The sequence below is a fragment of the Marinobacter sp. MA genome, assembly GCF_048298425.1.
Classification (GTDB): domain Bacteria; phylum Pseudomonadota; class Gammaproteobacteria; order Pseudomonadales; family Oleiphilaceae; genus Marinobacter; species Marinobacter salsuginis.
In genome coordinates, this window is sequence record NZ_CP103058.1 from 372,790 (window position 1) to 384,175 (window position 11,386).

Annotated in this window: 13 protein-coding genes; 9 read left to right on the forward strand and 4 right to left on the reverse strand. The window is 57.2% G+C overall.

What is annotated here, in order from left to right; all coding sequences use genetic code 11:
• The first annotated feature begins 13 nt into the window (after positions 1–13).
• The 5 genes from dmpG to NUW46_RS01630 all read left to right on the forward strand — a co-directional run bounded on the left by dmpG (position 14) and on the right by NUW46_RS01630 (position 3,757).
• Positions 14–1,063, forward strand: coding sequence for a 4-hydroxy-2-oxovalerate aldolase (gene dmpG / locus NUW46_RS01610; RefSeq protein ID WP_418141219.1), 1,050 nt, complete (start codon positions 14–16; stop codon positions 1,061–1,063).
• Positions 1,060–1,854 carry a 2-oxo-3-hexenedioate decarboxylase gene (gene dmpH, locus NUW46_RS01615; RefSeq protein WP_418141220.1) on the forward strand — a complete coding sequence of 265 codons (795 nt, stop codon included), beginning with the start codon at positions 1,060–1,062 and terminating at the stop codon, positions 1,852–1,854. Before dmpG ends, dmpH begins: the two co-directional genes overlap by 4 nt.
• A 9-nt stretch (positions 1,855–1,863) precedes the next feature.
• Positions 1,864–2,055, forward strand: coding sequence for a 2-hydroxymuconate tautomerase (locus tag NUW46_RS01620; RefSeq protein ID WP_209399206.1), 192 nt, complete (start codon positions 1,864–1,866; stop codon positions 2,053–2,055).
• Positions 2,056–2,205: 150 nt separating this feature from the next.
• Positions 2,206–2,766: a hypothetical protein gene (locus NUW46_RS01625; protein ID WP_209399205.1), complete on the forward strand. Its 561-nt coding sequence runs from the start codon at positions 2,206–2,208 to the stop codon at positions 2,764–2,766.
• A gap of 43 nt (positions 2,767–2,809) precedes the next feature.
• The gene (locus NUW46_RS01630; protein WP_418141221.1) at positions 2,810–3,757 is read left to right on the forward strand and encodes a ketopantoate reductase family protein; all 948 of its coding nucleotides are present in this window, start codon (positions 2,810–2,812) and stop codon (positions 3,755–3,757) included.
• Here the strand turns inward: NUW46_RS01630 and NUW46_RS01635 are convergent.
• Positions 3,754–4,779, reverse strand: coding sequence for a peptidoglycan -binding protein (locus NUW46_RS01635; RefSeq protein ID WP_418141222.1), 1,026 nt, complete (start codon positions 4,777–4,779; stop codon positions 3,754–3,756). The two genes, NUW46_RS01630 and NUW46_RS01635, sit on opposite strands and share 4 nt — an antisense overlap.
• Positions 4,776–5,504, reverse strand: a complete 729-nt coding sequence (locus NUW46_RS01640; protein ID WP_349343985.1) for a MotA/TolQ/ExbB proton channel family protein — start codon at positions 5,502–5,504, stop codon at positions 4,776–4,778. The genes NUW46_RS01635 and NUW46_RS01640 overlap by 4 nt, the downstream gene beginning before the upstream one ends.
• A gap of 95 nt (positions 5,505–5,599) precedes the next feature.
• Here NUW46_RS01640 and NUW46_RS01645 point away from each other — a divergent pair, with 95 nt between their 5' ends.
• Positions 5,600–6,046, forward strand: coding sequence for an acyl-CoA thioesterase (locus NUW46_RS01645; protein ID WP_418141223.1), 447 nt, complete (start codon positions 5,600–5,602; stop codon positions 6,044–6,046).
• Between the two features lie 72 nt (positions 6,047–6,118).
• Here the strand turns inward: NUW46_RS01645 and NUW46_RS01650 are convergent, their stop codons facing one another.
• Positions 6,119–6,802: a type 1 glutamine amidotransferase domain-containing protein gene (locus NUW46_RS01650; protein ID WP_418141224.1), complete on the reverse strand. Its 684-nt coding sequence runs from the start codon at positions 6,800–6,802 to the stop codon at positions 6,119–6,121.
• A gap of 394 nt (positions 6,803–7,196) precedes the next feature.
• Between NUW46_RS01650 and NUW46_RS01655 the strand changes: the two genes are divergently transcribed.
• Genes NUW46_RS01655 through NUW46_RS01665 form a run of 3 tightly spaced genes read left to right on the forward strand, consistent with a single transcriptional unit; the run spans position 7,197 to position 9,977 of the window.
• The gene (locus NUW46_RS01655; RefSeq protein ID WP_418141225.1) at positions 7,197–7,793 is read left to right on the forward strand and encodes a substrate-binding periplasmic protein; all 597 of its coding nucleotides are present in this window, start codon (positions 7,197–7,199) and stop codon (positions 7,791–7,793) included.
• Positions 7,790–9,172, forward strand: coding sequence for a ribonuclease J (locus NUW46_RS01660; RefSeq protein WP_418141226.1), 1,383 nt, complete (start codon positions 7,790–7,792; stop codon positions 9,170–9,172). Before NUW46_RS01655 ends, NUW46_RS01660 begins: the two co-directional genes overlap by 4 nt.
• Before the next feature lie 49 nt (positions 9,173–9,221).
• Entirely contained in the window at positions 9,222–9,977 is a 756-nt protein-coding gene (locus NUW46_RS01665) for a transporter substrate-binding domain-containing protein (RefSeq protein WP_222466177.1), read from the forward strand.
• Between the two features lie 22 nt (positions 9,978–9,999).
• Here the strand turns inward: NUW46_RS01665 and NUW46_RS01670 are convergent, their stop codons facing one another.
• Entirely contained in the window at positions 10,000–11,343 is a 1,344-nt protein-coding gene (locus tag NUW46_RS01670) for an HD-GYP domain-containing protein (RefSeq protein ID WP_418141227.1), read from the reverse strand.
• Between the last annotated feature and the right edge of the window lie 43 nt (positions 11,344–11,386).

Consider the following 11,386-nt stretch of genomic DNA (forward strand, 5'->3'; position numbering starts at 1 on the left):
GGAGGGTATTCCCATGACATTCAACTATCCAACGCAATCGGGCAAAAAACTCTACATCTCCGACGTGACCCTGCGAGACGGCAGCCACGCCATTCGTCATCAGTACTCCATCAAGAACGTGCAGGACATCGCCCGTGCCCTGGATGCGGCCAAGGTGGATTCCATCGAAGTGGCCCACGGCGACGGACTGCAGGGCTCCAGCTTCAACTACGGCTTTGGTGCCCACACCGACCTGGAGTGGATCGAGGCGGTGGCCGAAGTGGTTACCCATTCGAAGATTGCCACCCTGCTGCTGCCCGGCATCGGCACCGTCCATGATCTGGACAACGCCTACAACGCCGGCGCCCGGATTGTGCGCGTGGCTACCCACTGCACCGAGGCGGATGTGTCCAAGCAGCACATCGAACACGCCCGGAAGCTGGGCATGGATACCGTCGGCTTCCTGATGATGAGCCACATGCAGACCCCGCAGGGTCTGGCTGAGCAGGCCAAGCTGATGGAAGACTACGGCGCCACTTGCCTGTACGTGGTCGATTCCGGCGGCGCCATGAACATGAACGACATCCGCGACCGGTTCCGGGCTCTAAAAGACGTGCTGAAACCCGAAACCCAGACCGGCATTCACGCCCACCACAACCTCGCCCTGGGTGTAGCCAACTCCATCGTGGCGGTGGAAGAGGGCTGTGACCGGGTGGATGCCTCCCTTTCCGGTATGGGCGCCGGCGCTGGCAACGCGCCGCTGGAAGTCTGCATCGCCGCCTTCGACAAGATGGGCTGGGAGCACGGCACCGACGTGTACGCCCTGATGGACGCCGCCGACGACATCGTGCGCCCGCTGCAGGACCGCCCGGTGCGTGTAGACCGCGAAACCCTGGCGCTGGGCTATGCCGGTGTGTACTCCAGCTTCCTGCGCCATTCCGAAGTGGCCGCACAGAAGTACGGCCTGAAGACCGTGGATATTCTGGTAGAGCTGGGCAAACGCCGCATGGTGGGTGGCCAGGAAGACATGATTGTCGATGTGGCGCTGGATCTGCTGGCGGCACAAAAGGAGCAAAGCGCATGAGCAAGACATTAAGCCAAGAGCAGGTTCTGGCACTGGCCGAACATGTGGAAAACGCCGAATTGCAAGCCCATGACATCACCAAAGTCACCAACGACTTTCCAGACATGACCTTCGAGGACGCCTACGACGTGCAGTGGGAAATCCGCCGTCGCAAGGAGGCCCGTGGCAACAAAGTCGTTGGCATGAAAATGGGCCTCACGTCCTGGGCCAAGATGGCCCAGATGGGTGTGGAAACCCCCATCTACGGCTTCCTGGCCGATTACTTCAGCGTGCCCGACGGTGGAGTGGTGAACACCAAGGAGCTGATCCACCCGAAAATCGAGGCGGAGATAGCGTTTGTCACCAAGGAGCCGCTGAAGGGCCCGGGCTGCCACATTGGCCAGGTTCTGGCCGCCACCGACTTCGTGATTCCCGCGGTAGAAGTCATTGACTCGCGCTACGAGAATTTCAAGTTTGATCTGGTGAGCGTGGTAGCGGATAACGCCTCCTCCACCCGCTTCATCACCGGCGGCCAGATGGCTGATGTTGCCGACGTGGACCTGAAAACCCTGGGTGTGGTGGTCGAGAAAAATGGTGAGGTAGTGGATGTGGGTGCGGGTGCGGCCGTACTGGGCCATCCGGCTTCCAGTGTTGCCATGCTGGCCAACCTGCTGGCCGAGCGAGGCGAACACATCCCCGCCGGAACCTTCATCATGACCGGCGGTATTACCGCAGCCATCACGGTTGAGCCCGGTGACAACATTACCGTCCGGTACCAGGGTCTGGGTACGGTATCCGCTCGATTCGAATAAGGAGGTTTTATGCCTGTCGCCCAGATCAACATCCTGGAAGGCCGGTCTGATGAGCAAAAGGAAGCGCTCATCAGAGAGGTTACCGACGCACTTTGCCGTTCGCTTGGGGCGCCCGTAGAGAGTGTCCGAATCATTATCAATGAAATGCCGAAGCAGCATTTCGGTATCGGTGGCCAATCTGCGAGGAAGCTGGGGCGATGAGCCGCAGCTTTGAGCGGGCCTGTTTTGGAGGAAGTCGTGGACAAACTGCCGGTGTTATTTGTCTCCTGTAATGCACGAAGTCTGGAGTCTCAGCGAGAGGCTGCCTCCGGACCCGGGCGGATGATCTGGGGGCAGAGGGTCAGGAGTGTTTTGCTTTTAAGCACGGACGCGAGCCTTCAGGCGCCCGTGGTTACCCATTTGAAAGGTGACCATGAGTGCTCGGAGCGCGTTTTTTCTCTGCTCAGTTCCCAGGGCTTTGCACCGGGGATTCAGGATGAAATGACCGAAGGGAGAGAGAAGCTTCTTCGGGCCTTGCTTTCCGAAGAGCCGGCGGATCTTTGTGAACTCCGACTCAATACCGGGATGAGTGAAGATGAGTACCGGCTTGTCGGGCAGTGTCTGGAATCCATTCGTGAGCAGGGTGTCCTCGTTATCTGCCTGGATGACAAACGCGAAAGCCAGGTATCGCTGCATGACCGACATTTGCGTGAGATGCTTAATGGCTGGGTTCAGGACCAGCAGTGGGGTGCCGCGATTTCCTTCAAGGGGGGGCTGTCTCGCAACAAACGTAGCCCTAAGCTGGAAGATCCAACTGTGTGCCTCCTTAACGCCGCGTTTACGCTTGGCGGGTGCAAGTTCCCCCAGCGGATGTTCAGCAGTGGTATGAATAATGCCGGCCAGATGCTGTCCGGATTTGGCTGGATGAGGTAATAATAAGGACAGGCACTTACGTTCCCTGAGCAATGAGGTTCCCTTGGCAGGTCTGAAGATTCTGATGATTGGTGCCGGTGGCATCGGTGGGTATTACGCTGCAAGACTCGCACGAGCGGGACACGAGCTGGTTCTGACTGCGCGTGGTGATCATCTCAACGCTCTGAAAGCCCAGGGTTTGACTGTTGATTATGAAGGGGAAGTTCTGCATCAGGCACTGCCGGCCTTTTCCCACACAGAGCTGATCCAGAAGCATGAGCCCGATGACTTCGATTTGATTGTTATTGCTTTGAAGTCAACGGCCACTGCTCCGGTAATGGCGGAGCTCGCCAGCTGGCTGGAAAGTGCCGCTGTTCCGGTTCTCTCGCTTCAGAACGGAGTGGATAACGAGCCGGTGATTGCGGAAGTGGTTGGTGAGGATCGAGTACTGGGTGGGCTTGCGGTGCGCATTGGCGGCCACATTACCGAACCCGGGCAGGTGTTCGCCGAGGGCGTTGCCCAGGTTGTGATGGGTGCCTGGCCGAGGCAGCGACCTGACGATCTCCGCATTTCCCTGCTCCGACGGTTGGAAGCATTGTTCAATGCCGCCGGTATTCCAACAACCGTCTCCGACAACATCCGTTACGAGCTCTGGCGCAAGCTGGTGATCAACAATGGCGTGAACCCGCTCTCGGCCCTGACCGGCCTCGATACCCGGAGCCTCACGCACCACCCCGAGTTCGGGAAGATTGTCCATGGAATGATGGCGGAAACCGTAGCAGCGTCGAAGGCCGACGACGTCAACCTGGGGCCGGAGGATCTGGCCGAAATGTTCGACCTGATCAGCAACTTCAACGCCATCAAGACGTCGATGCTGGTCGACAAGGAAAAAGGGCGGCCCCTTGAACTGGACAGTATCGCCGGCGCCGTACTGCGGCGCTGCGATCGCTTGGGTATTGAAGCACCCTACACCATGACAGTGAACGCCCTGCTGGCCCATTCGCAGGGCTAACGATCCGTCAGCTTGAGCTCGATTCTGCGGTTTCTCTGAAGCGCTTCCGGTGAGGTGCCTTCCGCCACCGGGAAGAACTCGCCAAAGCCGGCGGCTGCCATTCGTCGTTCCGGAACCCCCTGGTCAGCCAGGTAGCGAACGACGGCAACCGCCCGGGCGGTGGACAGCTCCCAGTTCGATGGAAAGCGCGGTGTATTGATGGGCAGGATATCGGTGTGGCCGTCGATGCGCAGTATCCAGTCCACGTCCTCGGGTATTCGTTCGGCCACATCCAGCAGCAAATCCGCAAGCTTGTCCAGCTCCTGCCGGCCTTCCTCGCCCAGTTCCGCCGAGGCGGAGGCAAACAGCAGTTCCGAGGGCAGCAGGAAGCGGTCGCCGACAATCCGCACGTTCTCGTTACCCGCCAGAATATCCCGGAGCCGGGCAAAGAATTCCGACTGGTACTGTTCCAGCTGGCTGACCCGCTCGGCGAGCAGGGTGTTCAGCCGTCGGCTCACCTGTTCCAGCTCCTGCTCTTTCTCCGCCGTCATCTGTTCCTGCAGCTCCAGGGCCGAGGCAATCTGTCTGAGTTGTTCCCTCAGTGAGGCGATCTGATTGGATAGCCGCAGGATCATGGCCTGCTGGCTTGCGGACATCTCGTCTTTTTCGTCAATGGATTCTTCCATGCCGGCCAGTCGTTCTGATTGCGCATCGGCGATGGCGGTCTGCTGCATCAGCCGCTCACGGGTAGATTCCAGCTGGTCGACCAGGCTGTTGTTGCGGTCTTGAACGCTGGTCAATTGAGCTTCCAGTGCCTCACTCCGGCTTTCTTCCAGGCCAAGCATCTCCGAGAGTTCGTTCAACTGGGCATTCAGGCGGGCCAGCTGGGTATCCCGGTCAGACAGCGTCTGGGACAGATAGAGCTGGCTGACCACATACACCAGCAGCATGAAGATCACCAGCATCAGCAGTGCCGACAGGGCATCCACATACCCCGGCCAGACGTTGGTGGTGCTTCGGCTTCGGCGCCTGGATCCGATCATGACAGGTCTTTCTCGCTGTCTACGCGGTCTACAAGATTGGTCACGCCGGTCAGCCACTCCTCAAGGGCGTCATAGAAGCGGTTCTGGGCATGGCCGGCCTGGATGTCGAGAAAACCAAGAATCAGCGAGCCGCCAAGGCCCAGCAGGGAGGAACTGAAGGCCGTGCCCATGCCCTCAAGCGGTGTGAGCAGGCCTTCCTGCAGTTCGGCAAACACCTTGCCGAAATCCTCCTGGCTCATATCGAGGCCGGTGATCACCTGGCCGACCGAGTTGATGGTGCCGAGCAGGCCCCAGAAGGTACCCAGCAGGCCGAGGAAAACCAGAAGACTGATGAAGTAACGGGTGATCTCCCGCTGCTCATCCATGCGGGAGTGAATGCCATCGAGCACGGTTCGCAGGGAGAGAGTCGACAGCGTGAATCGATCCTTGGTTGCATCCTCTCCGAGCTGTCTTGCCAGTGGCTTCAGCAGTTTAGGCTCCTGGACCACCGACAGTCCGGCATGCCCGGTCCGGAACTGTGCAATCCACTTCAATTCCGGAAAGAGGACAAATACCTGCCGGTAAGTGAGTGCGATACCGACGATCAATACGCCGAGAATCAGCAGGTTGAAAACCCAGTTGGCCATGAAGGCCGAGATCAGAGGTTTGTGGATCAGGGCGCCGACGATGACGACCACGCCGAGGAACAGCGTCATCCAGAAAAGGGTGTGCTTCGGGTTGCTCATAGCGGTGGCCAGCTTTTTTGAGATATTCCTCAAAACGTTAGCACAGATATGAGAAGCTGTTGGCGACAGTAACTGAACTTTAATCGGAGCGCTTCATGACTGGTGATCTGCCTTTCCGCTTTCGCTTCCGGGTTCGCTATGGCGAATGCGATGCCCAGGGTGTGGTGTTCAACGCCCGCTATGCGGATTTTGTTGATATTGCAGTGAATGAGTATATTCGCACGCTGTTTGGCGATTACCAGCATCTGCTGGATCAGGATCTGGATATTCAGGTTGTGAGCCTCACCGTGAACTGGAAAGCCCCGGCGAAGTTCGATGATGTGCTGGAGGCGCGTATTCGGGCGGGGCGAATCGGCAACACTTCGTTTACATTGCATCTTGAATTCTTCAGGTATGGGGATGGGGCGTTTATCGCCGATGCCGATGTGACCTACGTGTTGATTCAGCCTTCAGTGATGGGAAAAGTGACGATACCGGATCATATTCGTGAACTGCTGGAGCAGGGTGCTCTTGGCGAGTTGATCAGTCACGCGGGGGAATGAACTCGAAGCGTAAGAAAAAGGCCAGATGAGAATCTCACCTGGCCTTGGGTTCATCTTCCGGTATTTACCGGATCAGGCCTCCTGCAAAGCCTGCACAACAGCTTTAGCCGCACCCTCGGAGGACGCCGGATTCTGACCGGTGATCAGTTTGCCGTCCACCACGATATGCGGTCCCCAGTCGTCGCCGCGGGTGTAGGTGGCGGTGTTTTCCTTCAGCATGTCTTCCAGAAGGAAGGGCACCACACCGCTCAGGCCTACCGCTTCTTCCTCGCTGTTGCTGAAGCCGGTGACTTCCCGGCCGCCAACGATGTTCTGGCCCGGTTTGACTTCCACGTTCTTGAATACGGCTGGCGCATGACAGACGGCTCCAATAACCTTGTCCTGCTCGTAAGCCGTTTTGATCAGGGCAATGGACTTGTCGTCATTGACCAGGTCCCACAGCGGGCCGTGGCCGCCAGGATAGAAAATTGCGTCGTATTCGTTCATGTCCACATCACTCAGCTTCTTGGTGCTGGCAAGGGATTCCTTGGCGTGAGCATCCTGCTGGAAACGACGGGTGGTTTCCGTGAGTGCCTCTTCCGCCTCGCTGTTGGGGTCCACTGGCGGCTGGCCGCCTTTCGGCGAGGCGATTGTGATGTCGGCACCGGCATCCCGGAAAACATAGTAGGGCGCGGTGAATTCTTCGAGCCAGAAGCCGGTCTTGTGGCCGGTGTCGCCCATCTGGTCGTGTGAGGTGAGAACCATCAGAATCTTCATGGTGTCCGTCCTTATATGTTGACGAATGAATGGCACTTCGACAGCTATTGGTAAATAACGTGTAGCCGGTTTGGTGAATCACTTCTTTACTGAACTGGTAATCGACCTTGTGCCATGGGTGGTTGATTTCAACCGTGATTACGTAAATCCGACGTTCCCGGATCTTGAACCGTCTATACTGGACACAGATGACCAGACTGCATAAGAACCTGAAAGGCTCACAGGCAAGGACGACAGGAATGCGAGTGCAAACAGCCGCCCTTCTGATGGTGTTGGTGTTTCCAGCTTGGGCCCAGCAGGGCACAGAAACTGTGGAACCTCTTACCATCACCGTAGGTGCCAACCATGCCCCCCATACCGGATTCTCCAGGGTGGTGAGCGAACCGGCCTCTACGTGGAGATCTTCGAGGAAATTGCCGAGCGGCTGGGCTGGGAAGTGCATTACCGGGAAGCCCCGTTCAGGCGCGTGTTGAGAATGGTCCAGCAGGGCGAGGTTGATGTCATGCTTGGTCCTCTGGAAACCGAGGAGCGATCCGAACTGATTGAGTTTGTGGCACCGGCGTTTCCGCCAGAACGACGATTGTTCTTTTATCTGAACAAAGAGCACCGCATTGAGCGCTACGCCGATCTGTACGGCAGGGCCATTGGCGTGCTCGAAGGCGCGTCGTATTTTCCGAGGTTTGATGATGATGAGGGCTTGCTCAAAGAACCTGCGCCTCGATATGAAAACCTGATGCTGATGCTTCAGAAGGGCCGGGTGGATGTGGTGATTGCGCCAGAACTGGTAGGTTTGTACACGGTTGAGAAACTGGGCCTGGGTGTTGAGGTCTCACCGTTCTTTGTGCCCGGAGAGCGCTCTTACATCGCCGTTGCGAAAAACTCGCCGGTGATTCAGTACGCCGACGATATCCGGGCGGCGCTGAAACTGATTGAAATGGAAGGCATACACGAGAACCTGGTGTTGAAGTATATGGAACGAGCCGCCGAATGATTCCTGCGCAGTCTGATCTGTGGTTTCTGCCCCTGGGGGGGACCGGCGAAATTGGCATGAACCTCAACCTCTATGGCCACGACGGTGCCTGGTTGATGGTGGATTGCGGCGTCACCTTTCCAAAGCCTGGCCGTATTGCCGCTGACGGAACCGTGCACCACCGGGGGGAACCGCCGGTACAAATGGCGGATCCCGCTTTCATCGCTGACCGCCGTGACCGCCTCGCGGGTCTGGTGATAACCCATGCCCATGAGGATCACGTTGGAGCCGTACCCTATCTCTGGCCGCTGTTGCAGTGTCCGATCTACACCAGTCGGTTCACTGCGGAAATTCTGCGACGAAAACTGTCGGAGTTCGATCTGCTGCACCGGGTTCCGATCATTGAAGTGGAGACCGGCCAGAGCAAACAGATCGGGCCGTTCAGCGTGCAATGGCTGGCGCTGACGCATTCCATCCCGGACCCCAACGCCCTGATGATTAGAACCGCCGCAGGTAACATCTTTCACAGCGGTGACTGGAAGCTGGATGAGCAGCCGCTGGTCGGCCATGGCTATTCGCCACAGACCTTTAGCGATCTGGCGAAAGAGGGTGTGAGCGCCATGGTATGCGACTCCACCAACGCAACGGTGTCAGGTCACTCGGTGTCCGAGGCGGCCTTGCATACCGGATTGTTGCAGGCTATACGATCCGCTGAGGGGCGCGTTGTAGTGACCTGCTTCGGCAGCAATATTGCCCGCCTGCATACGCTCTCTTCGATTGCGCGGGAAACAGGGCGCTATATGGGGCTGTTGGGCCGTTCGCTGATCAATATGAGTGGCGCCGCCAGAGCCGCCGGCCTGTGGGATTCGGCTGACCAGTTGATCAATCCCGCTCATCTTGGCTATCTGCCCCGGGATGAAGTCCTGGCCGTGGCCACCGGCAGTCAGGGTGAACCCAGAACGGCCCTGCGCAGACTGGCTGCTGGTACCCATCCGGATTTCGAGCTGGAAGCTGGCGATACGGTCATCTTCAGCGCCCGCGCCATTCCCGGCAATGAAGAAGCCATAGAGGCACTCGTGGCGAGACTCAAAGAGTTGGGTGTCCGGGTTATCACCGCCGAAGATGCGGATTTGCCAATTCATGCTTCAGGTCATCCTGCGCAGGAAGAACTGGAGTTAATGTACAAATGGGTCAGGCCTGCCATTGCCATTCCGGTGCATGGTGAGGCTGAACACATGGAAACGCACGCTGACATAGCCAAAGCAACTGGTGTACCCCGAGCCATGGTGGGCAGAAACGGCGATCTTTTCATGATCCGGCCAGTGCCGGGGATACGTCGCCAGGTTGTCGAAACCGGCCGTCTGGGCTGGCACAAAGAAGGTCTTGTCAGAGTTGAATAAGCTATTGTCTTCTGTTGTTGGTAAGTCACTTGTCTTTTTTGCAGCCGCGATGATTCTGGCGCCGGCTAATGCCACGGCAGTAACCCCGTGCGACACACTCACCGTGAGTGGTAATCCGGAATATCCGCCCCTGCTCTGGCGAGACGAGCAAAATCCTGGTTTCCTTAATGGCGCGGTACCAGCTTTGCTCCGGGAAATTACCCAACCCCTCGGCGTAACCGTGGAAGTGAAAGATATCGGTTCCTGGGCCCGGGTCCAACGGATGGCGCGCGAGGGGGAGATTGATATGGTGGCGGGGGCGTTCATCACGTCGGAACGCATTCGCTACATGGATTATCTGCTTCCTCCGATCACGCACTTGCCAACAGCGGTCTGGGTGCCCAAAGGACGGGAATTTGTCTATCGTCACTGGCCAGACCTGAAGGGCAAGCGCGGCAGCACCCTGATCAACAACAGCTTTGGCCAGAACTTCGACCGTTATGCCGAGCAGAATCTGCGTATCGAAGGTGTCAGGTCCATTGAGCAATCCTTCCAGATGGCGTTGGTTGATCGTGTCGATTATGTGCTCTATGAAGTCCTTCAGGGAGAGGTGAAACTTGAATACTTGGGCATTGCTGACGAGTTCGTTCCGCTGGAAACGCCGGTCAGCCGTGAGGGCCTTTTTCTTACCTTTTCCAAAGCGTCACCGTGCAATTCCTTTGAGTTGAGAGAACTTATTGCAGAGCGCCTTTATGAGCTTGTGAATTCTGGCCGCGTGGATGAATTGATCCGGTATTACAAGACCATGTACTCGGCGCCTGGCTGAGAGTTATTGAGAAAGCCCATCATCAATTTGATGCTTCGTTGATGTCCAGTCTCAGGCCATTATCGATAAAGCGTTGCAAGACAATTCCGTAGGTTCCATCCGGAACTTCCCGCAAAATCTCGAAAGGCTCTCCGAGAGCGTTGAGAACGGGTTTCTGCAAATCAAGTATTTGATACTTTTCAGGGCGTTGCTTGTTCGCATCCCTTACCAGCATCACCCTGGGTTGTCTTCGGTTTTTACGATTCGAGGCGATCACGATTGCCACCTCTCCGGATTTCATTTCAACGATGGAGCCCGGGGGGTATATCCCCACAAGAAGCACGAACTCGCGGGCGAGGTCAGGGTCAAACTGGACGCCCCGGAAACGGTGTATGATCTCCAGTGCATCCCTTGATGAGCGAGCGCGGTCGTAGGCCCGATTACTGGTTATGGCATCGTACGTGTCTACAATGGCTACTATTTTTGCGAAGTAGGGAATCTGGGAATCAACCAGGCCTCGCGGATAGCCTTTGCCATCAAGCCGTTCGTGGTGGCCATAGGCCACGTCGACGGCCGCGTGGTCGACTCGCGGAAGGGCCATCAGCATGTCACGGCCCCAATTGGCGTGATTCTGCATGATGCCATGTTCTGTGGGCGTCAAGGGGCCCGGTTTCTGCAGGAGCTCGACAGGAACTTTTGCTTTACCAATGTCGTGTAGCAGGCCGCAGAGTCCCAGTGTCCGAATTTCTTCCTCCAGCAAGCCGAGCTTTCTGCCGAACGCAGCCGACAAGATACACACGTTCAGAGAATGCTCTGCGGTGTATTCATCCTTGTTTTTTAGTCTGGTTAGCAGGAGAAGCGCATCATCGTTCCGGAGGATGCTGTCTACGCAGTCGTCTACGACCTCGCGAGCCCTGTTGAGATCGAGCGTACGACCGACGCGCAGGCCTGACATGATGCTGATGGCAAAGGCCTTGGCCTCGGCGTAATGTCCAGAAGCCGTGCGTATTTCTCTCTCAACACTGACCTTGTTGATGTAGGTGACACGTTTGCGCGAATTGGAGGGGGCGCTGTCAGCCTTACCTCGTTGTCGGGAGTTCGACCCGTCCTGCTGCTTTTGGGGGCCGTGAAAGATTGAAAATCGCGGCTTTTGCCGTGTTCCAGCTGCGGGAGGCTGCGAGATCTCAGGTTCTGTGTTTTTGACTTTGCCTTCAATCACCACCTTTCGGCATTGCGCCTGCAGGGCATCGATGTCGTCCTGATGCTGGACCACAAAGCCCTGAAGCAGGAAGTCGGTATCCTCCCACGGGCGGTCTAGCCTGACCACGTGCATACCGATCCTCAGTTCAGAGACATCGATTTCGAGTTCGACGGTTTCATACCGCATAAACAAAGTACCTTTCCAGCTCAGCCAATCATACGGACTGGAT